Raw genomic sequence first — 21,950 nt, forward strand, 5'->3', positions numbered from 1 at the left:
CCTGCGCTGGTGCCCGCCGGAACTGGCGACGGCGCCGCCCGTACCAGATGATGTTGGTTTGAAAGGAGCGCCAACATGGAGAATCGGGTTTTCGGCCTCGCGTTCGTCGAAGATGGCGAGATCGACGTGCTGGGGGCGTTCCTGCCAGGCGTGGGACTTCGGCCGGTCGAGCCGGCCGCGTCCTGGAACCCATGACCATGGACCCGCATCCGGGCGAGCCGCACGACGCCGCCCTCGCCGGGCGGCTCAACTGGCTGCGCGCCGGTGTGCTCGGCGCCAACGACGGCATCGTGTCGACCGCCGGTCTGGTGATCGGTGTGGCGGGAGCGACCACCTCCACCGGGGCGATCGCCACCGCCGGTGTCGCCGGGCTGGTGGCCGGCGCCGTCTCGATGGCGCTGGGGGAGTACGTGTCGGTGAGCAGCCAGCGGGACACCGAGAAGGCGCTGCTGGAGAAGGAACGCGGCGAGCTGGCCGAGTTCCCGGAGCAGGAGTTCGAGGAGCTGGTCGCGCTCTACGAGGCCAAGGGGCTCAGGGAGGCGACCGCCCGGCAGGTGGCCCGGGAACTGACCGACCGCGACGCGTTCGCCGCGCACGCCGACGTCGAGTTGCGCCTGGATCCGGACGAGCTGACCGACCCGTGGCAGGCCGCCGTCGCGTCGGCCGTCGCGTTCACGACCGGTTCGCTGCTGCCGCTCGCGGCGATCCTGCTGCCGCCGCCGGGCGCCCGGATCGTGGTCGCGTTCGTGGTGGTGCTCGCCGCCCTCGCCGGCACCGGCTACCTGAGCGCACGGCTCGGCGGCGCCCGGCCGGGGCGGGCGGTGCTGCGGCTCGTGCTCGGCGGCGCGGCGGGAATGGCGGTCACCTACGGTATCGGGACATTGGTCGGCGCCGGGACCGGATGAGTCACGGCGTCGGCGATCCACCGGGCGACCTCCGCCGGCGTACGGTGCGTGGTGTCCACGACCTCGGCCTCGGCGTGCAGCCAGGTGCGGGCCGCCTCGGCGTACGCCTCGAGGTATTGGAGCCGGAACGGTGACGGAATCGGGGAGGCCGCCGCGATCCGGCCCCGAAGGGTGTCCTGGTCGGCGTGCAGGACGAAGTGCCGCACTTCGATGGCGTGTGCGGCGAGGCCCGCGCTGATCTCCCGCCAGTACGGTTCGACCAGGACGGTCATCGGCATCACCAGGGTGCCGCCGGTGTAGTCGAGCACCCGCCGGGCCGTCTCGACGACGAGTTGCCGCCACGGCGGCCAGTGCTGGAAGTTGCCGGTCTCCGGCAGCCCCGGCGTGATGTCCATCAGCGTCTCGCCGACCTTCTCGGCGTCGAGTACCCGCGAATCCGGGATGAGTGCCCGCACGAGCGCACTGGTCGTCGTCTTACCGGCCCCGTGGGTCCCATTGATCCAAACGATCACGTGACCCGATGCTAGCGCCCCTTTGCATCCGGCCACACCGGGCGCAACTCGCCGGTTCTGGTCAGATGCCGGGCCACGTCGACCACCCTGGTCCCGGTGCGCCGGCTGACCTGGATCAGGAGCCCGAAGGCGAGGTCGGCGTCGAGGTGGTAGCGCTCCGGTCGCCGGTCACCACCCTCAGAAGACCACCCGGTCCCGCCCGTTGTAGTACGTGACCTGGAGTTCCACGGCCGGCGCGGGCTCGTCGTGCCGCAGGTCGAGGCACAGCTCGTACGCGTTGAGCCAGCCGGTCCGACGGCAGCCGACCCGCCGGGCCAGCGCGGCCTCGTCCGCCTCGCCGAGGCCGGTGACCGTGAACCGGCGGTAGCAGGAATTCGCGCCACACCCGGTCTCCTCGCGGAGCACGGTCATCGCGGCCGGAAGCGGAATCGCGTCGCGCGGCGGCACCGGCGGATCGCCGACGACCGGTATCGCGAAGATGGCGGCGACTCCGATCGTCGCGATGGCCGCGCCCGCCATCCAGCGCCCGGTCAACGGCTTTCGCGGCCGCGCTCCGGCCGCGACGACGAGAGCGGCCCCGATGAGGTGCCAGCGCAGACCGTCGTCCACGGTCGGCGGGGTGCTCCAGGTGCCGAACGTGACGGTCCATAACGACCACGCGGCGACCCAGACGGCAAGCCCGGCGCCGACCCGCCAGGCGTACGGCCGGGACCGGCCCAGCAGCGCCCAGGCGACCGGGAACATCAGCACGAGAGGCACGAGCCCGGCGACCTCGGCCGGTTCCAGCATCTCGTCCGCGATCGGGTCCCCCGGTTGGACGCCCGGCCACACCGGCGCCGTGGCGAGGAGCGCACCCACCACGAGCAGCGGCCGCGACCACCGGCGTCCCGGTAGCCGGACCGCCATTTCACGCCAGCGGCCGATCCACGCGCCCGGATGCGGAAAACGCCGTCCGGTGAGATACCCGAGCAAACCCACGACCATCAGCATCAGTACGTCCACGCGCCTTCGACGCCGTACCGAACGGGATGGTTGCCTGCTGACATGTTCGGCCGCGAGTGGGAACACGGTGGAGCGCGTGTGGCTTCGGTGGCCGCGACCAGCCGGCGCGGCGAGCGGCCTGGACGCGTACCGCGCCCCGGCCCTGAGCCGTTTCCCGCCCCGCCGAAACAAATCCTGAACTTTCTTAACAGATATCTTGACCGGGGGTCCTGCATCTAGTTAAGTCGATGTACCCGATATCCCCCTCGCACCAGTACATCCATTGATGTACGGAAGGTGAACCATGCCCAGAAAACGGCTCCTGTCGATCCTGGCGGCGGTCAGCGTGGCCGTGGCCGGCGCCGCCGCCGCGATCCTGCCCATGACCGCGTCGAGTGCGGCCGAGGCGTGCGTGGCCGCGTACAGCAACTCGGCCGTCTACACCGGTGGGATGCGGGCGTCCCACAACGGCCGCAACTGGACCGCCAAGTGGTGGACCCAGGGCGAGACCCCCAGCACCGGCGGCTCCGGGGTGTGGGCCGACAACGGCGCCTGCGGTGGCGGCGGCACCACCCCGCCCACCGGCACCTGCAACCACCCGAACTGGGTGGCCGGCCAGTTCTACGCGGCCGGGTCGATCGTCCGCTACACCAACGGGCAGTACTACCGGGCGTCGCACGACAACCCCGGCTACGACCCGGTCATCAGCACCTGGTACTGGTCGCCGTACACCTGCTCCGGTGGCGGAACCACCCCGCCGCCCGGCGGCGGGTCCGGAAGCTTCCCGGTCAGCGAGGCCCAGTTCAACCAGATGTTCCCGAGCCGGATCGCGTTCTACTCGTACGCCGGCCTGATCGACGCCGTCAAGAAGTACCCGGCGTTCACCACCACCGGCAGCGACACTGTCAAGAAGCAGGAGGCCGCGGCCTTCCTCGCCAACATCAACCACGAGTCCGGCGGCCTGGTCTACGTCGAGGAGATCAACCAGGCGAACTGGCCGCTCTACTGCGACCGCAGCCAGCCGTATGGGTGCCCGGCCGGTCAGAGCGCCTACCACGGCCGTGGCCCGATCCAGCTCAGCTGGAACTTCAACTACAAGGCGGCCGGTGACGCGCTCGGCATCGACCTGCTGAACAACCCGGACCGGGTCAAGAACGAGTCGTCGGTCGCCTACCAGACGGCCGTCTGGTACTGGATGACCCAGCGCGGTCCGGGCAGCATGACCCCGCACGACGCCATGGTCAACAGCCGGGGCTTCGGGGAGACGATCCGCAGCATCAACGGGTCGCTCGAGTGCAACGGCGGCAATCCGGCGCAGGTGCAGAGCCGGGTGGACGCCTATCAGCGGTTCAGCGCGATCCTGGGTGTGAGCCCGGGCGCCAACCTCTACTGCTGACAGTACTGAGAGGAGCAGCCCCGGCGCGCCGAGCGCCGGGGCTGTCGTCTTAAGGCACGCGAAAGGGCCGGGAAAGTCCGTCCTAAGCAGGTTTGGGAGCGCTTCCAGATCTGGTCTATGGTTCCGGTTCATGCCGATCCCCCGAACGCGATCACGGCGGCAGCTGTGGCTCGTCATCGCGTGCGCGCTGGTGCTCCTCACGAGTGCCGGTCTGATCCCCCAGATCATGTCGCGCGCGTCAGCGGCCACCAAGACCGTCTACATCCCCTCCTACTGGACCCAGACCGGCGAGGTGCCCTGGGCCGCCGAACGCACCAAGGAGTCCGCCAACTTCATCCTGCTCTGGGGTGAGAGGTCGGGCACCGATCCGAAGTCCGCGGCGTCGCCGTACAACTTCGACCCGGACAGCGTGATCAGCCAGCTGGAGAACCTCTACGGCTTCTACGTGAACACCATGAGGTTCACGCCGGAGACCGGGTTGCTGGCCCAGCACAAGATCATCGTCATCGTCACGAACACCTGGAACCGCACCGAACTCAACGCCTGGGCCACCGGTGGCTCGGTCGACGGGAAGGTGGGCGTCATCAACGTCGCCCCCGGCGCGGCCCTGCCCGGATCGTGGGGCCTGGCGCACGAGCTGGCTCACGTCTTCCAGAACTACACGTTCCTGGGCCGCGGCGGTTACGGCTTCACCGACCCCTCGGCCGGCACGTTCTGGGAGACCAGCGCCGAGTTCATGGCCATGCAGGCGCTGCCCACCACGGCGGCCGGTGATCTGACCCGCTGGCTGCGCTCGGAGAACCTGTACCACAGCTCCAGCCGGCACCACTACGGCAACTGGATGCTCGCGCAGTACATCAAGGACCGTGACGGCCTGGACATGTTCAACCGGATCTGGAACGAGGCCCGCAGCACCGAGCATCCACTTGAGGTGTACCGGCGGGTCGCCGGCATCGACCAGAACGAACTCAACCGGCGTCTCGGTGAGTACGCCACCCGGACGGTCACCTACGACTTCGGCAACCGGTCAACATTGATGCCGTTCATCAACAACGTGTACGGTGCCGGCTTCCTCAATGCGTACAACGGCGGCAATGTTGAGGCGGTCAACTCAAGTCTGGGGCATTACCAGATCAACAGTCGCGTCGCGCCGTCCGATTACGGCTTCAACAAGATCAAGCTGGTGCCGTCAACTGACGGTGGGCTCGTCAGGTTGCGGCTCAAGGGGCACGCCGAGACCGGGGCCAGCGGCTGGACGTTCGGCCTGGTGGCAGTCAAGAACGGCACGCCACGCTACTCGGGCGTCAAGACCGGCAGCGACGGCCGGATCGACCTCCAGTTGCAGGCCGGCGAGAGCGAGGTGTGGCTGGTCGTCACCGCCACACCCAGCGCGGTCCCGCACTACGGCTTCCTCGACGGGTACACCAAGGCACGCCGGTTCCCGTACGAGTTCCGCGTCTCCGGGGCCACACCGTCCGGTTTCGAGCCCGGCCACGTGAAGCCGAACCCGACCGGTGGCGGCCGCTGGCACTCCAACGGCGGCGGCTGGATCGCGGCGAACGCCAGTGTGGCGGTCACCGCGTACGTCGGGCCGAAGGCCGCCGTGATGGGTGGCACGGTCACCGGCAACGCCCGGATCGAGGGCCTCGGCTGGGTCAACGGCGGCACCGTCGGCGGCAACGCGGTGGTCAAGGACAACGCCCTCATCCAGGCCGGCGCCAACCTGTCCGGCAGCGTCGTGGTCGGCGGCGACGCGGAGATCGCCTTCGCCTGCTCGTCCGGCACGTACCTGCTGTTCAATCCGGACCGCAAGTGTGACGGCGCGGCCGGGGAGACCGACGTCAACCCGTCGTTCACCGCTTTCCCGAGCGCGGACCTGGCGCTGTCCGAAACGACGACGCCTTCGGCCACCCCGACGCCCTCGGCTTCCCCGGCCGGCGCCGACCTTTCCGGTACGGCCACCGCATCCGCCTCCTACACCTCGCCGTGGGAGACGGTCGGCGCCATCAACGACGGTCTCGAACCGGCGGCGTCGAACGACACGGTCAACCCGCGCTGGGGAACGTGGCCGGAGACCGGCAGCCAGTGGGCCGAGCTGACCTGGCCGTCCACGGTCACGGTCGGCCGTGCCCAGGTCTACCTCTTCGACGACGGCAACGGGGTACGTCTGCCGTCGTCCTGGACACTTCAGTACTGGACCGGCTCGGCGTACGCCGACGTGGCCGCGGCCAGCGGATACCCCGCGGTCGCCGACGTCTACAACACGGTCACCTTCACCCCGGTCACCACCACCCGCCTGCGGGTGTCGCTGCGCGCCTCCAGCGCCGGCTCGGTGGGCCTGCTCGAGGTGAAGACCTTCGCGAAGTAGTCACGACGGGCCGGGCGCCGCCCGTGAGCGGCGCCCCTCCCACTACGCCGGGCTGCCGGACCAGATGAAGGTCTGAGCCGGCACGCTTGCCGTGGTCGCGAAGTTGCGGTTCACGGTGCTGGCCTCAGTGGTGCTCGGGTAGGCGTTGGTGCAGCTCACCGGCGCGCTGCTGCCGGACATCAGGTCGGTGCACAGGCCGGTGCGCCGGTCCGGCAGCCCGAGCAGGTGCCCGAACTCGTGAGCGGCGATCCGCGGCTGGTAGTAGCCCTGGTTCACCGCCTGGCGGCCCATGTACCAGCGGCCGTTGCCCAGGGACGTGGTCTGTGCGCGCGGCCAGCCGTTGTCGGCGTACACCCGGATGTTGGGGGTTGATCCGGCCGGGACCGGCAGCAGGCGCACGTTTGCCACCCGGCTGTTCCAGATCTGGGCGCCCTGATCGACGACGGACTTGAACTCCTGGGCCTGGCTCGCGTCGTAGTAGAGGACGCGCGGCGCGGCGGCGGCGGGCGCGGCGGTGACCGCCTGGAAACCGCCGATGGCGAGGACCGCGACCAGGGCCGCGGCTATTCTGCGGAGCAGCATGGCTACCTCCGGGGATGGGGAACGGGACCCCTCCTTTCTATCGACGATCATCCATGAATGCGGCATACCGGTTCGGCCCTCTGCGCCGAATGATGTCTAAACCAGGAAGACCGCCGCCAGGACCATGACCAGCGCCGACACCAGGGTGGACAGCATCACCACGTCCCGCGCCAGCGACTCGGCCGTCCGGTAACGCAGCGCGAACACGAACACGTTCTGCGCGGTCGGCAGCGCCGCCGTGATCACCGCGGCGAAAACCTGGTGGTCCGGCAGATCAAGGACGAGACGCCCGATGAGGTACGCCAGAAGCGGCTGGACCACCACCTTCAACGTCACCGCGAGATACCGCTCCGGCGCATCCGGGCCGCCGCGCAACGGTCGCGCTCCCGGCAACGACATCCCGAACGCCAGCAGCGCGGCCGGCACCGCCGCCGCCCCGACCAGCTCGAACGGCTCCAGCAGCAGATCCGGCGGATGCCAGCCGGTCGCCGCCACCAGGATCCCGGCGGCCGACGCGATCATCAGCGGGTTCCGGACCGGCAACAGCGCCAGCCGGGCCGCCGACGGGCGCCCCTGCCCACTGGCCAGATCCAGCACGGCCAGCGCGATCGGGCCGAAAATCAAGAGCTGAAAGAGCAGCACCGGTACGACCAGCGACACGTCACCGAGCACATAGGCCGCGATCGCCAGCCCCATGTTGCCGGCGTTCACATACGACGCGCCGAGCGTGCCGATCGTGACGGTCCGCGCGTCCCGCCTCCACACCAGCCGGGCGACCAGCGCGTACAGGACCGCCACCACGATCGCCGACGCCGCGAACGCCAGTGACGCCCCGGTCACGATCCGGTCCAGCGAGGTCCGGCTCAGTGTCGTGAACAGCAGCGCCGGACCCGCCACCGAGAACACCAGCTGCCCCAGCACCCGTGGCGCCTGGTCACCCAGGAACCGGAGTCTGGCCAGCACGTAGCCGAGCGCCGCGAGCGCCCAGATCGTGGTGAAACCGCTCAGCACCCCCGCCATCGGTACGTCAGGGCAGGAACTGCTCCTCGAACCGTACGACCGAACCGTCCTCGACCGTCAGCCAGAACGGCAGCACCGCGATGTGCGGCGGGGAGACGTCGAGCCCCTCGTTCTGCTTCTTCAGGAAGGCCGCCAGGTCCTTGCAGGGGACCGTCGTCATGTCGACACCGCCGAGCGTCTCGAGCACCTGGCAGTCGGCGTCCGCGGCGACCGGCAGCGTCCGCAGCTTCGGGTTCTCGTTCACGATCATGTAGTCGTTGTCCGGCCCGTCCGGGTTCTCCGGATGCTCCTTCTTCCAGCGCGCCTTGGCCTTGTCCCCGGTCAGGAACTCGATCAGGTCGAAGGTCACCGTTCCGGCGGCCACCTTGGTGAGGTAGACCGGGTGCCGGCCGTCCTCCAGCGCCACCGGCGCCGTCGTCGCTGCGGTGGTCGCCGCCGGTTCCGTGGTGGCGACGGTGGTCGTGGCGGTCGCGGTCGTCGTCGGCGCCGGCTCCGCCTTGTCACATCCGGCCATCGCGAGCACGAGCAGGGCCGCCACGCAGACGCGTCTCATCACTGTTCCCCCAGGTCGCCGATCGCTTGCGGACATCATGTCGGATCCCGGCCAGTCCCCGGGCACGCGGGTACCGCGGAGGTATGACGGGCACCGGCCGTTCAGGGCGGGCTGATCCTCGGGCGCGCGGGTACTACGCTCCCGGCCGGACATATCGACGGTGCTGAACGGGGTGACACATGAGGGAGGCGTCGTACCGGACCACCGCGCTGGTCGGGCTCGGCTGGCTGGTCACGGTGGTGACCGCGGTGATCGCCGGTGCGGTGCAGTCGGCGGGCGAGCAGACGTGCGACGACGCGACCTCCTGGTGCCTCACCCCGGGCGAGGCCGCCACCCTCGGCCTGACTCTGGCCAGCCCGGTCCTCCTCGCCATGATCATCATCGTGTTGGTGCTGGCCGGTCCGTTCGCCCGCCGGCTGCCTTCGGCGCCGCTGGCGGGCACCCTCACCGCGGTGGTCGCGGTCCCCGTGGCGGTCGCGCTGGGCGGTCTGGTCCTGGCGGTCGCCCGATGAGACGTACGACGCTCGGCGCGCTCTTCTTCGGTTGGCTCTACGGCGTGCCGTTCCTGCTGATCGTCGGCCTGATCCGCCGCTACACCCTGCCCACTTTCGCCACCCGCGCCGAAGCCGAACACTTCGCGACCGTCACCGACCGTTACCTGAGCACGGCGATGGGGCTCAACGTGGCCGTACCGTTGCTGGGTCTGCTCGTGGCGGTCATGCTCCGCGACCGCTACTGGCGCACCCACTTCCTCGGCGCCCTGGCCGGAATGCTGCTGTTCCTGGCCGTCTACGGCATAGCCGCGACCCAGTCCGCGGCCCCGCTGATCGGCACCGTCCCGCCCGCCCGCGAACCCGTCCCCGAGGTAACCGTCTGCATCCCGACGAGCGGCGGCCGAGCCTGCCCCGGCGGCTGAGCTCGTCGTTCAACCGGTTCGTCGACGGCCCGGCGGATCCGCCCACAAGTGATCGGCGTGACGTCCGCCGCCCGTGGCGCTGGCGGCTCGCTCCCGGACTGCGCGGACCCGCTTGATGATCGAATGCCGTTCCCGACCGCTCGCCGACGATCGCGGTGGCGCGGGGATGAGTGGGGTCGGTGGCGCAGTAACGGCCGCATCGTGGTCGGCTCACGCTCGTGCCGAAAAGAGTGCATCCGATCACGCCATATAAGGGGCAACGCCGAATAAAGCAGTTGTCACGGGGATTTCTGAATCTGACCAATTGATTGACGGACGGTCTCGATTATGCGTGTCGCCCCGATCTTCTCGGCGGCGGTCAGGCTGGCCTCCAGGACGGATTTTGCCAGTTCCTGCTGGCCGGCCGCCAGCAGGAGCCGTCCCAGAGCACTGCCGACGAACGCGATGCCGTCGGGCCTCTGTAGTTGCTGGAAGGCTTGGAACGCCTCCACCAACCGTGGAAATGCGGCCTCGTAGTTTTCCCTCGCCAAGTCAATTTGGGCCAGCCCCCACTTTGTGGCCGCAATACCATCCAGGTCGCCAATCTGCTCGTGCACGAGCAATCGTTTGGTTTGCAGGGCAAGCGCTTCGTCGTAGTCGCCGCGCTGGTAGAGGATGTTGGCGATATTGCCCCAGGTGACCGCGGCCGACCGGGTGTCGCCGAGCCGTTCGTACACCGGCAACTGTACTTCGCGGCGGATGCGGAGGGCTTCGTCGTAGTCGCCGCGCTGGTAGAGGATGTCCGCGATCCGGCCCCAGGTGACCGCGGCCTCGCGGGTGGCGCCGAGCCGTTCGTACACCGGCAACTGTACTTCGCGGCGGATGCGCAGAGCCTCGTCGTAGTCGCCGCGCTCGAAGAGGATGTCGGCGATCCGGCCCCAGGTGACCGCGGCCTCGCGGGTGGCGCCTTGCCGCTCGAACACCGGCAGTGCTTCCTCGTTGTGGATGCGCAGGGCTTCGTCGTAGTCGCCGCGCTGGTAGAGGATGTCGGCGATCTTGCCCCAGGCGATGGCGGCCTCGCGGGTGGCGCCTTGCCGTTCGTACACCGGCAACTCGACTTCGCGGCGGATGCGCAGGGCTTCGTCGTAGTCGCCGCGGTGGTAGAGGATGTCGGCGATATTGCCCCAGGCGACCGCGGCCGACCGGGCGTCGTCGAGCCGTTCGTACACCGGCAACTGCACTTCGCGGCGGATGCGCAGGGCTTCGTCGTAGTCGCCGCGCTGGTAGAGGATGTCGGCGAGCGTCCCTTGACAGGCGGCAGCTTCGAGGTCGGATCCGGCCGAGGTGAACAGGTGGTGGGCTTGCCGGAGCAAGTGTTCGGCCTGCTGCAGTTCACCACGGCCGATCAGGTAGGTGGCGTGTTCTGCCGCGACGCGTGCCCGGTCCAGGGGGTCGCTCTGATGCGGGCCGTCGGCTTGTGCCTGCCGACTCGCCCGGTCATACAACCGCCCGGTGGCGTCACCGTCCCCACTGGTCTTCGCGGCGTCAGCGACACGCCGAAGAAGCAACAACGGCACCGCCACCCGATGCCGATCGAGTAGGGCGATCGCCTCTCGGCCGAGCCGAAACGCATCGACAGCGGGCCCGGACCTCAGCGCGGCCACGGCTCCAGCAGCGCAGGCGGAGACGATCTGCGGCGTGTCGGCGTGCAGCGCGATCCGGGTCAACTGCAGATCCAGACCGAGATCCCGGTCACCTTCCACGTCACCGCCCCAGGCGGCATACAACGGCTCCGCGACCACCCGCGCCAGATCAGGGATCTCGGCGGCATCGAGCGGATCGATACGCCCGGCGACCAGCGCGTTGACCGCCAGCGCCCGCCGCTGCGGGTCATAGCCGTCCGGGAAGACGTCGAGCAACCCCAACCCCACCAGCCGCGCCATCGAACCCCCGACACGTTCAGCCAGCACGGCGGCAACCGGCTCCGGCACCGGCAACTCGAACAGGCTCAGATCCCGCAACAACTCGCGATGCACCGGACCGGCTTGCTCGATCAACGTGTCGAGAGCCAGATTCTCCAGGAACACTCGCAGGTCGGCATCTGCGGGCGTCTGGCCCTGACGCAGATACGCCTCCATCCCGGCGACCGCCGCCTCAGCCCGGCCGCCATCGACCTGATCGCTGTATACCAGGCGCAGACCGATGAGATCCTGCAAACCCGGATTCCCCCGGCTGACCACCATCGCCCGCTCAGCAAGCGCATCCCGCTCCGGCCGCCGCTGCGAAACGACCTGAGGCTGCTGCTGCTGACGATTCAGCAGCTTACGCTGGGCGACCATCGACAGCGGCCGTAACGCAATCTGCTCCAGCCGATCCTCCACCCCGCCGAGAGCGAACTGGAACCGGCTGGTCACCAACAGACGGCTGTCAGTGTGGTTCGGGTCGAACGCCCGCAAGACACCGGCCAGCACCGCAGCCACCCGCGGCTCGAGCCGATGCGGGCCGTTCGGATCCGGCACCAGCACCTGCTCGAGATCGTCGATCACCAGCAGCAGCGGCCGCCCCCCACCGCCCTGCGCGCATGGCCCACTCAACAGATCGATCAACAGCTCCCCCAGAGCCTCAGGCCGATCACGCACCTCAGGCCGCCGGTCCCGAATCAACTCACGGGCGTTCCTATCGGCGTGGACCGCCTCGTCCACCGCCTCCAGAATCGCGGCGGCACTGTAATCACCGAACACCACCGCCGGCGCCAACTGCGGACAACGATCCACGATTCGGGCCGCCAGACTCGACTTACCGAGCCGGCCCTGCCCATGCAGCAAAACGCCCACCTTGTCCTGCCCGCGCAACGCCCGCAACGCCCGCTGCAACTCCGGGCGACGACCGACGAACATGTCCGGCGCCGCCACCGGCACATGCCGCTTACGGTCCAGGAACACCTTCGTACCCTGCACCGCCGACACCCGCGACCGCCAGCCCGCCCCCGCCACCAACGGCCGTCCACCGGCCGGACCCAGCCACAACCGGGCCAGATGCCAGTCCGCCCGCACCATTCGCTCATCGCAGTTCAACAACGTCCGCCGTGCGTCACCGACCGCCACCACGGGATCAACCCGCCTACTCAACTGCTCATACAGAACCCCCGCGAACATCGTCGCCGCCCGGTCACCGACCGAACCATCCCAGCCCAGCACCGCCGGAATACCAGCCGACACCAACGCCGTAGCCATCGAATGCGCCGGCATCGCCTCAGGCTCGACATCCACCACACCAGCGCGCCGCCCGGCACCAGCCGGCAGATGCCCCGCCGCACCCGATGGTGTCGCGGTCAGGCACGCCGACACGAACAACAACCGCGGCGTCGGCGTCAACGCCCGCACCAGATCAGCAGCCGTGACCGGCAGATCGCCCCCGACCTCGTCCTCCATCATCAGCACCGGCTCACCCGGCTGCCCCGGCCGCACCGGATACCTGTTCACCCCATGACAGGACAGATGCACCACCGGCATCCCACCCAGATCCGCCAACCGCTGCCCCAACCGGTTCGGATCCCCGGTGTCCTCCACCACGAGATCGATCCGGGCATCGCCGACCGCCTCGAGGATCGCCGCTTCCTCGGCCTCGAAATCCAGTTCATGCTGCCGCCGCGGCGACGACGCCATGAACGCCAACCCCAACCGAAACCCATCTGACTCCACCACCGCTGCCGCAGGCTCACCCAGCCGCCGCACCACACCGAACCGGCGCACCGCATCCGCCGCCAGAAACCCACCACCCGGCCGCGCCAGCAACTCGAACGGCGCCCGCAACACCGCCCACACCCGCTCCGACGGCGACCGCGGACCCCGCACCTCGAACGTCACCGGCACCGCAGCCCGATCCAGCAACACCGTCAACTGGCCTTGATCACCATCCAGCCATGCCCACAACTCCCGGCCCAAGGTCAGAAACACGTCGTCGGTGGCCTGCGCCTGCACCGCCCGCAGATACCGCACCCCGAGAGCAGACAGCAACGCCTCATCCGCCTCGGTCAGTGCCCGGCGTTCCCCGATCCGCCGGTCATCGGCCACGATCTCGAAACCGGAACCGTCGATCACCACACCGGCCACCACAAGCCACCTCCTACCCGATGACTGACGGACACAGCCCTCACCCCACCCGATGGACAAGCCGAGAATCGGCGGCTACCGGCGTCGTTCTCTTGCCGCCAGCCGCCGGGGCCAACCCTGCGCCGGCGGCTGAGAACCGGCGGGTCACCGGCGACGTTGCCCTCGCTGCCAGGCGGTGCGTATCGCCTGATAGCCGTCGTGGACGAAACACGGCGCGTCCTGGGCCGGGCCGTCGTGCACGCTCGCGAACGGCAGCCCGAACCGTCCGATCCGCGACACCCCCCACGCCCAGCGCGGCACCCCACCGGCCCAGACCCGGACGATCCACCCACCACTGGAGACGATGTCGACGTCCTCCACGTCGAACCAGTAGAACCGGAACGTCCGCAGCGGGTTCACCAGCGCGATGTGGTCGTCGTGCAGCACCACCCGAACCATCGCGAGCCGCAGCAGAAACGCCCCGAGCAGCGCGAACCCTGCCATCATCGCGATCAGCCCGACCGGCGCCGGCCCGGGGTCGGCCGCGGTCAGAAACGCCGTCGCGGCGAGCAGCGGCAGGCAGATCAGCACGCCACCGGCAACCGAGAAGAAGAGCAGACCAGCCAACGATCGCAGCACCCGGGGACGGCTCATGTCGATGGATTATGCGGCTTGGGGCCGCGGCGAGTGGGATCTCAAGCCGCTGCTCGGAGGCCGATGCCAAGGCCGACGATGACGACCAGGGCGGCGGTGGCGGTCGGGGCGGTTGCGGAGATGCGGGCGCCGAGGCGAGACAACCGGGTGCCCGGATGGGCTGCTCGGCCATGCATGATGATCAGATGGGAGAGGCGGTTCTGGGCTACCACCAGCAGGAGGCCGATCGCGGTCAGGGTGGCGGCCATGCCTAGGCCGTAGGCGATGACGAGGGCAACACCGAGGCCGGCTCGGCCGAGGCCGATCGCGCCGAGCAGGACCACCAGGGCTGACGGGCTGGGCACCAGGCCGCCGGCGAGGCCGATTCCGGCGAGGCCGAGCCAGCGTCGCGTAGGCCGAGGTGCTCGGTCGCGCTGCTGGTCGAATTCATCCCGCTCACCACGTTCGTCGCGTTCGGCCTGCTCGCCGTGCTCGCTGTGTCCGGCGTGCTCGCCCCGCTCGGAATGGGCGTGAGGGGCGTGGGGGTGATCATGTCCGCTCAGATGAGCAGCGTCGTCGCGTTGGGCGAGCCCGTGATCATCCCGGCCGTGGGTGTGGTCGTGTCCGTGTGGGCCGTGAGAGTGGGTTTGCGGGCCGTGGGAGTGGGTGAGGCCGGGCCAGCCGTGGGAATGGCTGCCTGACCTGCGGGAACGGAGGGCGGAGATCAGCATCGTCGCGCCTACCGCTACGACCAGTAGGCCGCTCACGACGCCGAGGACGCTCAGGGCTCGTTCGCCGGCCAGGGCGGTCGAGGTGCTGAGGAGCAGGCCGAGCGCGAGGACCGTACCGGTGTGGGTGAAAGTGACCGTGCCGCCGACGATGAGTGCGTCGCGGACGCGGCCCTGACGGCCCGCGAAATAGGCAGCCATGATCGTTTTTCCGTGGCCGGGCAGGACCGCGTGGCCGGCGCCGAGCAGCAGCGCCAGCAGGAAGGCGAGGCCGACCACCAGCGGGGTGAGCTGTCCGTCGACAGCCGTCTCGACCCGGGTCTGTGCAGTGGCCAGCCACCGCGGGCCGCCGGTGAGGGCCGGAGCATGGCCCGTCACGGCCGCTGAGCCGGTTGCGCCGCCGATCCCGATCGTGGCGGAGCGGATGTCCAGCGGTGAGGCGAGCAGATCGGCGGGATAGGTGCGCAACTCGTCCGTGACGCTTTCAACCGGCAGGGCGGAGTCGGAGAGGGCTATCCCGGCGCCGTTGGCCGTGATCTCCCGCCATCCGACCCGATCCGAACGATAGTCGTTGTCGATCTGGACGGTGGTGGCGCCGGACAGCCGGGCGGGGGCACTCAAAGCGCAGTCGAGGCGGCTGATGGACAGACCGCCGGAACCGGGCAGCACCTCGTACCGGGGATCGGCGACGGTCCACGCCAGGCGCTCGCCGCCCGCTGACACCGCGAGGCCTGCGGCCAGGCGCTGACACTCCTCCGCCGCGTGGGCGACGCGCTCGGCGGGCGACAGGACGCCGTCGCCGTCCACGTCCACCAGCGGTTTCTCCTGAAGGGTCGGGATCTCGGCGACGTCCACCGCGGCGGTCACGTCGATGCGGCCGGGGTACAGGGTGAGGCCTGCGTACTGGTTGACCGAGAAACTGTCGACCGGGTGCGCCTGGGCCGGCTGTGCGGGCCAGAGGAGAAGCCCGGCGATCACCATGATCATGCCGAGACGGATTCTCATCGGGGGCCTCCGGAGGTGGGCAGGCCGGCCAGGGCGCGGCGGGCGATGGGTACATCGACGGGGGAGAAGTGCGGGTTGGTGGCGAGAGCGCTTTCCAATTCGGTACGCGCGGCGCCGTGCTGCCCGAGGCCGAGATGGATCATGCCCAGGTGGTAGGAGTAGACGGCCGGCCGTGCCCCGCCGGCGACGGCGCGCTGGGCGTAGGGCAGGGCCTCGGCGTTGCGGCCGGTGGCGTGCAGCGCCCAGGCGAGGGTGTCGGCCACGTCGGGGTGCCGCCGTACCGCCCATTCGGCGCGCGCGGCGGTCACCGCGTCGGCCGGGCGGCCCTGGGCCAGGGCGAGTTCGGCGGTGGCCAGCCGGTCGGTGCCGCCGTTCGCGGTGAACAAGCGGTCCGCCGCCGCGGCCAGATCCAGTTGGGCGGCCGCCTCCGCGTCACGGTCGGCGGCCTTCAGCAGCAGGGCGTACTCCACCATGGAGGACAGCGACGGCGGCAGACCGGGGTATCCGGTGAGGTCGCCGCGGGCGGCCGCGATCCGGGCCATGCCGTGCCGTGCGGTTCCGGTGGCCGGATCGGCGGAGAGCGCGATCCCGTACTCGGTCTCGGCGGTGGCCAGATCTCCGCGGCCGAACGCGAGATCGCCGAGCTGGGCGCGGCAGAACGCCACGTCGTGCGGATCGACGGCGTTGTCCAGAGCCTGCCGCATAAGGTTCTCCGCCTCGCTCACCCGGCCGTGCAACTCCAGGTCGTAGGAGGCGCGGGCGTACGCCGACAGGCCCGGCCGCAGGTCGAGCATCCGCTGGACGGCCCGGGTGGCGCCGTCAGCGTCGCCGAGCTGGGTGAGCGCGTCGGCGAGCACCCCGTACGCCTCGGCGTCGTGATCGTTGACGGTCAGCGCCTTCTCGGCGTGGCCCCGGGCGGCCGGGAAGTCGTGCCGGGCGTTGGCGAGCGCGCCGAGCACCACCAGCGCGTCACTGTTGCCGTCGGCGCGCAGCGTGAGTGACCGGTGGGCGGCCTGCTCGGCCTTCGGGTAGTACGCGGGATCGGCGGTTACCCGGGCCCGCTCCAGGTAGGCCGCGCCGAGCGCCGCCCAGGTCGGCCAGTCCCCGGGCACGTCACGGAGCTGCTGCTGGGTCCGGGCGATGCGCTCGGCGAGCACGTCGGCCGGCTGCCGGGCGGCGACCGGCACGGCCGGGGTGGTGGAACGCGGCCAGGTCAGCAGGGCCGCGACGCCGAGCAGGGCGGCCGCGAGCGCTGCGGCGAGGCCGAGGCGGACGAGCGTACGTCGCATGATCTCTCCAGAGGGAGCCGGGCCGGAGATCGATCCGACCCGGAAGGCGGTGAAAACGCTGATGGGAAACGGATCCGGAAAGCGGTTGCGGCGACAGAAGGTTCCGGCCGGGTGGGTTGACCCGGAAAGCAGTGGAAACGCCGACGGGAAACGGATCCGGGAAGCGGTTGCGGGGCCGGGCGGCGCCCGCCCGGCCCGGCGGGTCAGAGCGAGAGCGTCTGATCAGGATCAGCGGAGGTGCGCTGCCTGCGCCGCCGCCAGAGGAAGAGGAGCAGACCACCCGCGACGACGAGGACGCCGAGGCCGGAGGCGCCGGCCGCGTACGACACCGGAACGGTGGCCGGCGCGGGCTGAGCGGTGTCCGAGGTGAGCGCGCCGGTGAGGCTGTTCGGCGTGGCGCTGCCGCTGGGCCGTGCCCCGGGCCGCTGTCCGCCGGCGCTGTTGACCGACACCCCGTTGGGCAGGGCCACGTACGGGAACTCGCCCGTGAAGTCCTGATCGTTGCCGTCCACCGCGTCCCCGGCCGCGAGCGCGTCGACCAGTTTGCCGGTCTGTGCCGCACCCACCAGGGCCTGGAGTTCGATGTCGACGACGTCGTCGGTGAGCCGCCGCCCGTTCGGGAAGCCCTGGAGGTCACCGGCGAGCACCCCGAGCCGGTTGGGCTGGCCCGCGACCGGCACCGTCAGGTTGAGGCGCAGCTGTTCGGACGGGGTGAACCGGGACGCCTTCACGTCGGCGTTGTTGAGCTGCGAGTTCAGGTCGGCCTTGATCGGGCCACCGGCCTTCGTGGTGATGCCGGTCAGGAAGATCTCGCTGAGGTCGTTGCGCGGGGTGGCCGGCGCCGGGATCTTGTAGATGGCCTCGATCAGCTTCGGCACCTCCGGGTTGAGCACCCGGTTCACCAGCGCGGGGATCTGGGCGTCCCGGTCCGGGCGGGTGGCGTTGAAGGTGTCCTTCAGCCCGGCCGGTACGACCACCTCGTTGACCAGCGGATTCCCCAGCCGGGACACCTGCACCCGGTCGCCGGACGAGCCGCCGCCGGCGATCCGGACCCGGTTGCGTTCGGTGGTGGTCCAGACGCCGACGACCGGGTTGCGGGTGGCGTCGCCGCCCAGCGCCACGTCCTCGAACGGCACCTGGAGGGCGATCGTGTTCACGTTGTAGCCGGCCAGGGTGTCCTGCCCGGTCTCCGACAGGTCCCCGCCGTACAGGAGATCGAAGACCTGCAGATCCAGGAAGAACGGGTCGTCGGCCTGCCCGGCGAAGATCTTCCACCCGCCGGGCAGGGTCTGGGTGGCCTGCTGGCGCAGGGTCGCGTAGTCCGGCATGGACGCGGCGCCGACCCGCGACGGTGCGACCGGGGCGTCCTGCACCCTGGTCTTGAACGACTCGCCGTCGAATTTCGACTCCAGCGAGTACGTCTGCCGGAACAGCAGGTTCTCGTCGTCGAGCGAGGTGACCGGGCCGTTGTTGTAGAGGAAGGTGCTGTTGCCGCGCTTGTCGACGTTCCGGAACTTCCAGCGGAACTCGGCATCCGGTTTCGCGTCACCGTCGTTGTCGACCTTGATGTGGTACGTGGCGTCGGTGGCGAACGGGTAGAAGTTGGGGCCGCCGTTGGGCTCCTCGAACGGCTGCCAGTTGGCGATGAACGTGACATAGCCGGGGCGTTCGGGGCTGACGAAGGCGTACAGGTCGGTGTTGTCGACCGCCGGGTCGGCGGCGATCAGCGGCGCCTCGCGGTGGCTGGACGCGGTGGCGGTGGACGGCCCGAGACCGTAGAGCGACCCGGTGAGCAGCACGCCGAGGCCGAGCGCGGCCACGGTACGCCGTCGCCCGCTCCGGGGAGGGTTGGCCCTCATGGTGGTTCCTTCCGTGCCGAGGATGGTGTTCTCGGCCCGGATTCGTGGCGCCACCCGGCCACGGATGGGCGTCTGTGAACTTCCCGACGCCCACCCATCCGGCCGGGTGGCTGCTCCGAATCAGCTTCCGGTGCCGGTGCAGTCGATCTTCACGACGGCGTTGACGGGCGGGAGTGGCCTTCCCGGGCGGACGGTCACGGGTGCTGACCGAAGCCTCGGACCCACGACGGGAAACGGCGCCGCCCGTAGAACCCTTTGTGGCCGATGCCCGCGTTCCGCTTCCGGCTTCTCTTCTCTTGTACGCGTGTCCTCGTCCCCGTCTCATCAGGGCCGTTCCGTCCGGTCGGCGCGATCTCGCTGCCTGCTGCGGCCTGTGCCGCGCCCGCCGGGCGTAGATCGATTGGACACCCCCGCATGTGCTGCCGCTCGCGCTTGGTGGGTGGTTGCGGTGGTGCTTGCAGGCATCCGGGGTGCCGCTACCGGCCGTCACACCACTCGCTCCGGGTGGGTGGTCGTGGTCGCCAGGCAACCGGGTTCCCACTCCCAGCCGTCACGCCCCTCGCTCCAGACAGGTGGTGGCGCTTGATGCCGGTCGCGCCATGGGAACCTGCCGGGAGTTACTCACCGTGACCGTGGTGGCTGTGGGTGAAGGTGCGTGGTGGATCCGGGTTGTTCCGGGGTCTTTCTCGGTCGTCGCCTGGTGTCGATGTCACGTCGCCTGTTCACTTGTTTCCGCCTTCGCTGCGAGATTCGGCCGGCCACCGGCGCCGCCCGAGCCATCCGCAAACTTCGATGTAGATCTTGGGTAATCGTCGTCGGGCGGCGCGATCTTGTGAGATTGTGGCCGCCCCGGAGTCTTCTTCTTGTCTGCCCACGGGGCCGAATCCGCAATCCCTCGCCGACGGACGCGCCGCCCGGAGCGACCTTGAGTGATTTGCCACCGTCTCGGGTGGCAAATCGTCCAAGATCGCCTAACCTCGGCATGCAGAGCGGGCGAAACGGTCGCCTAGCTCCGGCGAAAGCCCCATTTCCGCCTAGCGCGGCGGACGGCGGCCCCCACTCGGCGATTCGCCCGATCGGGCGCTTGACGTAGAACCGCAAACACCCAAGAAGAAGGCTCCCGGGCGCATCCGATAGCCAAGATCTTCCAGGGAAAATAGATCTTGGGTGATGAGGTGCCGCCGGGTGGCAACCAGGAATCAAGGTTGGCCCGAAGCCACAATCGACCAAGATCGCTGGCGAGCCGGGATGATGCCACGGTCATCCGAATGCGCGACGTGACATCGCGGCCGTCCACAACCGAGAAACAGGCTCTCTGGCTACCTCGATCTTCCACACGTGCCGGTTGACGGGGTTCGCCGCTTACGCGGAGTGCCGGGCCGGTCGGGGTTTCGGAGGTGAGCGCGCACGAAAGCCGGCCGTCGCGGTGATGGGCAGGCCATATGCCACGTCGGCGACCACGGCACTGCCACCGTGCGCGCCCACCCTCGGGTAAGCGCGACCGCCGCCCCGGGTGACCGGCGCAGCGGCCGAGTGCGGGCGATCCCGGTGCCTGGTGAGCGAGACCGTGACTACCTGCGTTGGGTGACCGGCGCAGCGGCCGAGTGCGGGCGATCCCGGTGCCTGGTGAGCAGACCGTGAACACCCGCGTTGGGTGACCGGCGCTACGACAGAGGGCGGGCCGGGAGCCCGGTCGGCAACATCGCGCCCACTCGCCCAGCGTGACCAAAACGGCCGTGAGCGGCGGCAGGCGGGGCGGTGGCGACTGGGTCGGCCCGCCCGGCCACCGATCTACGCCCGGCGGGCGCGGCACGGGCCGCAGCGGGCAGCGAGATCGCGCCGACCGGACGGGACGGCCCTGATAAGGCGGGGACGAGGACACGCGTACCGCAAAAGGAGCGACACGCGGACCTCGGCCACGAAGATCTCCAGCGCCCGGTCAGGTCGTCTCGCGGACCACCAGGGTGGGTTCGTAGATCACGGAGGTGACCCGGGTGTCCGGGTCGTCGACGCGGGCCAGCAGGAGGCGGGCGGCCTCGGCGGCCATGTCCTCCAGCGGGAGGCGGACCGTGGTGAGGGCGGGCCGGGCCGCGACGGCCGCGCTGCTGTCGTCGAAACCGACGACGGCGACGTCCTGGGGCACGCGGAGGCCGGCGTCGCGCAGTACCAGCAGGGCGCCGAGGGCCATCAGGTCGTTGGCCACGAAGACGGCGTCCAGCCCGGGATGGGCGGCCAGCAGGGCGCGCATGGCCTGTTCGCCGCTCTCCTGGGTGAAGTTGCCGGATTCCAGCGGCACCCAGGGGTGGCCGTGGCGGGCCATGGCGCGGCGGAAACCGTTGATCCGGTCGACGCTGGCCGGTACGTCGGCGGGGCCGGAGATGATGGCGGGCCGGCGGCGGTCGTGGGCGGCGAGGCGGGCGGCGGCCAGTGCGGCGCCGGCCTCGTTGTCCAGGTCGACGTAGCTGATCGGGACGGGCTGGGCGGGGCGCCCGATCAGGACGGCCGGGATCGCCGCCTCGGCGAGCAGCGCGGGCAGCGGGTCGCGGGCCGGCAGGGAGAGGACCACGGCGCCGTCGGCCTGGCCGTTGCGCAGGTCGCCGATCAGGCGGCGGTGGCCGTCGGCGCCGACCATCTGGAGGGCCAGCTGGATGCCGGCCGGGCGCAGCACGCTCATCAGGCCGCCGACGACGCGCCCGAAGTAGGGATCGGAGAAGAACCGGCTCATGAACGGGTCGTCGTCGTGGGTCTCGGAGTCGGAGACGACCAGGGCCACGGTGCCGGTGCGCCGGGTGACCAGCGATCGGGCCAGCCGGTTCGGCACGTAACCGGTCTGGTCGACGGCGCTCCACACCTGCTTGTGCAGCAGTGGGTCGACATTGCGGATGCCGTTGATGACACGGGACACGGTGGCGCGCGAGACACCGGCCACACGGGCCACGTCCTCGAGCGTGGGCAGCCGCTGGCTTTGCATGCCCGAAGTTATAGCACAGGGAGAGCGCTTTCCGAGTCTCTGTCCACAGGGGTGCCCGGCCAGGTTCCGGAACCTCAAATCATTGACGTACGTGAGCCGGGAGCCCACGCTTGGAAAGCGCTCTCCAAGTCTCCGACAGTCCTCAACCCCCGTGGAGACAAC

The 21,950-nt window shown here is 70.0% G+C and carries 16 protein-coding genes; 5 read left to right on the top strand and 11 right to left on the bottom strand.

Annotation, left to right across the window (positions count from 1 at the left end; translation table 11 throughout):
- The first annotated feature begins 191 nt into the window (after positions 1-191).
- Positions 192-905, top strand: a complete 714-nt coding sequence (locus KZ829_RS25085; RefSeq protein ID WP_220146356.1) for a VIT1/CCC1 transporter family protein — start codon at positions 192-194, stop codon at positions 903-905.
- On the opposite strand, the gene KZ829_RS25090 is transcribed toward KZ829_RS25085, so the two are convergent.
- Both KZ829_RS25090 and KZ829_RS25095 read right to left on the bottom strand, forming a co-directional pair.
- Positions 866-1,417: an AAA family ATPase gene (locus tag KZ829_RS25090; RefSeq protein ID WP_220146357.1), complete on the bottom strand. Its 552-nt coding sequence runs from the start codon at positions 1,415-1,417 to the stop codon at positions 866-868. The genes KZ829_RS25085 and KZ829_RS25090 overlap by 40 nt on opposite strands.
- A gap of 177 nt (positions 1,418-1,594) precedes the next feature.
- A complete protein-coding gene (locus KZ829_RS25095; protein WP_220146358.1) occupies positions 1,595-2,395 on the bottom strand; it encodes a hypothetical protein in 801 nt (266 codons plus the stop codon).
- Between the two features lie 307 nt (positions 2,396-2,702).
- Between KZ829_RS25095 and KZ829_RS25100 the strand changes: the two genes are divergently transcribed.
- The gene (locus KZ829_RS25100) at positions 2,703-3,794 is read left to right on the top strand and encodes a glycoside hydrolase family 19 protein (RefSeq protein WP_220146359.1); all 1,092 of its coding nucleotides are present in this window, start codon (positions 2,703-2,705) and stop codon (positions 3,792-3,794) included.
- A gap of 130 nt (positions 3,795-3,924) precedes the next feature.
- Positions 3,925-6,162, top strand: a complete 2,238-nt coding sequence (locus KZ829_RS25105) for a DUF6055 domain-containing protein (protein ID WP_246636201.1) — start codon at positions 3,925-3,927, stop codon at positions 6,160-6,162.
- A gap of 42 nt (positions 6,163-6,204) precedes the next feature.
- Here the strand turns inward: KZ829_RS25105 and KZ829_RS25110 are convergent, their stop codons facing one another.
- The 3 genes from KZ829_RS25110 to KZ829_RS25120 form a co-directional block, all read right to left on the bottom strand.
- Positions 6,205-6,744, bottom strand: coding sequence for a snapalysin family zinc-dependent metalloprotease (locus KZ829_RS25110; RefSeq protein ID WP_220146360.1), 540 nt, complete (start codon positions 6,742-6,744; stop codon positions 6,205-6,207).
- Positions 6,745-6,840: 96 nt separating this feature from the next.
- Entirely contained in the window at positions 6,841-7,764 is a 924-nt protein-coding gene (locus KZ829_RS25115) for an AEC family transporter (RefSeq protein ID WP_220146361.1), read from the bottom strand.
- Between the two features lie 7 nt (positions 7,765-7,771).
- Positions 7,772-8,317: a hypothetical protein gene (locus KZ829_RS25120; RefSeq protein ID WP_220146362.1), complete on the bottom strand. Its 546-nt coding sequence runs from the start codon at positions 8,315-8,317 to the stop codon at positions 7,772-7,774.
- A 179-nt stretch (positions 8,318-8,496) separates the two neighbouring features.
- Between KZ829_RS25120 and KZ829_RS25125 the strand changes: the two genes are divergently transcribed.
- Both KZ829_RS25125 and KZ829_RS25130 read left to right on the top strand, forming a co-directional pair.
- On the top strand, positions 8,497-8,829 hold the full coding sequence (locus tag KZ829_RS25125; RefSeq protein WP_220146363.1) for a hypothetical protein: 333 nt from the start codon (positions 8,497-8,499) through the stop codon (positions 8,827-8,829).
- Positions 8,826-9,233: a hypothetical protein gene (locus KZ829_RS25130; RefSeq protein ID WP_220146364.1), complete on the top strand. Its 408-nt coding sequence runs from the start codon at positions 8,826-8,828 to the stop codon at positions 9,231-9,233. The genes KZ829_RS25125 and KZ829_RS25130 overlap by 4 nt, the downstream gene beginning before the upstream one ends.
- 278 nt (positions 9,234-9,511) lie before the next feature.
- Here the strand turns inward: KZ829_RS25130 and KZ829_RS25135 are convergent, their stop codons facing one another.
- The 6 genes from KZ829_RS25135 to KZ829_RS25160 form a co-directional block, all read right to left on the bottom strand.
- Positions 9,512-13,324, bottom strand: coding sequence for a tetratricopeptide repeat protein (locus tag KZ829_RS25135; protein WP_308285651.1), 3,813 nt, complete (start codon positions 13,322-13,324; stop codon positions 9,512-9,514).
- A 144-nt stretch (positions 13,325-13,468) separates the two neighbouring features.
- Entirely contained in the window at positions 13,469-13,957 is a 489-nt protein-coding gene (locus KZ829_RS25140; protein WP_220146366.1) for a PH domain-containing protein, read from the bottom strand.
- Positions 13,958-13,998: 41 nt separating this feature from the next.
- Positions 13,999-15,669, bottom strand: coding sequence for a hypothetical protein (locus KZ829_RS25145; RefSeq protein WP_220146367.1), 1,671 nt, complete (start codon positions 15,667-15,669; stop codon positions 13,999-14,001).
- Positions 15,666-16,958 carry a tetratricopeptide repeat protein gene (locus KZ829_RS25150; protein WP_220146368.1) on the bottom strand — a complete coding sequence of 431 codons (1,293 nt, stop codon included), beginning with the start codon at positions 16,956-16,958 and terminating at the stop codon, positions 15,666-15,668. The genes KZ829_RS25145 and KZ829_RS25150 overlap by 4 nt, the downstream gene beginning before the upstream one ends.
- A gap of 203 nt (positions 16,959-17,161) precedes the next feature.
- A complete protein-coding gene (locus KZ829_RS25155; RefSeq protein WP_220146369.1) occupies positions 17,162-18,817 on the bottom strand; it encodes a DUF4331 domain-containing protein in 1,656 nt (551 codons plus the stop codon).
- Positions 18,818-20,756: 1,939 nt separating this feature from the next.
- Positions 20,757-21,788 (bottom strand): LacI family DNA-binding transcriptional regulator, encoded by a 1,032-nt coding sequence (locus KZ829_RS25160; RefSeq protein ID WP_220146370.1) that lies wholly within the window; start codon positions 21,786-21,788, stop codon positions 20,757-20,759.
- Positions 21,789-21,950 lie beyond the last annotated feature (162 nt).

This window comes from Actinoplanes hulinensis (assembly GCF_019429605.1).
Lineage (GTDB): Bacteria > Actinomycetota > Actinomycetes > Mycobacteriales > Micromonosporaceae > Actinoplanes > Actinoplanes campanulatus.

What these genes read in the sequence shown, in the direction of transcription:
- KZ829_RS25085 (WP_220146356.1), top strand. Translation starts at nt 192, where the DNA reads ATGACCATGGACCCGCATCCGGGCGAGCCGCACGACGCCGCCCTCGCC.
- KZ829_RS25100 (WP_220146359.1), top strand. Translation starts at nt 2,703, where the DNA reads ATGCCCAGAAAACGGCTCCTGTCGATCCTGGCGGCGGTCAGCGTGGCC.
- KZ829_RS25105 (WP_246636201.1), top strand. Translation starts at nt 3,925, where the DNA reads ATGCCGATCCCCCGAACGCGATCACGGCGGCAGCTGTGGCTCGTCATC.
- KZ829_RS25110 (WP_220146360.1), bottom strand. Translation starts at nt 6,744, where the DNA reads ATGCTGCTCCGCAGAATAGCCGCGGCCCTGGTCGCGGTCCTCGCCATC.
- KZ829_RS25115 (WP_220146361.1), bottom strand. Translation starts at nt 7,764, where the DNA reads ATGGCGGGGGTGCTGAGCGGTTTCACCACGATCTGGGCGCTCGCGGCG.
- KZ829_RS25120 (WP_220146362.1), bottom strand. Translation starts at nt 8,317, where the DNA reads ATGAGACGCGTCTGCGTGGCGGCCCTGCTCGTGCTCGCGATGGCCGGA.
- KZ829_RS25125 (WP_220146363.1), top strand. Translation starts at nt 8,497, where the DNA reads ATGAGGGAGGCGTCGTACCGGACCACCGCGCTGGTCGGGCTCGGCTGG.
- KZ829_RS25130 (WP_220146364.1), top strand. Translation starts at nt 8,826, where the DNA reads ATGAGACGTACGACGCTCGGCGCGCTCTTCTTCGGTTGGCTCTACGGC.
- KZ829_RS25140 (WP_220146366.1), bottom strand. Translation starts at nt 13,957, where the DNA reads ATGAGCCGTCCCCGGGTGCTGCGATCGTTGGCTGGTCTGCTCTTCTTC.
- KZ829_RS25145 (WP_220146367.1), bottom strand. Translation starts at nt 15,669, where the DNA reads ATGAGAATCCGTCTCGGCATGATCATGGTGATCGCCGGGCTTCTCCTC.
- KZ829_RS25150 (WP_220146368.1), bottom strand. Translation starts at nt 16,958, where the DNA reads ATGCGACGTACGCTCGTCCGCCTCGGCCTCGCCGCAGCGCTCGCGGCC.
- KZ829_RS25155 (WP_220146369.1), bottom strand. Translation starts at nt 18,817, where the DNA reads ATGAGGGCCAACCCTCCCCGGAGCGGGCGACGGCGTACCGTGGCCGCG.
- KZ829_RS25160 (WP_220146370.1), bottom strand. Translation starts at nt 21,788, where the DNA reads ATGCAAAGCCAGCGGCTGCCCACGCTCGAGGACGTGGCCCGTGTGGCC.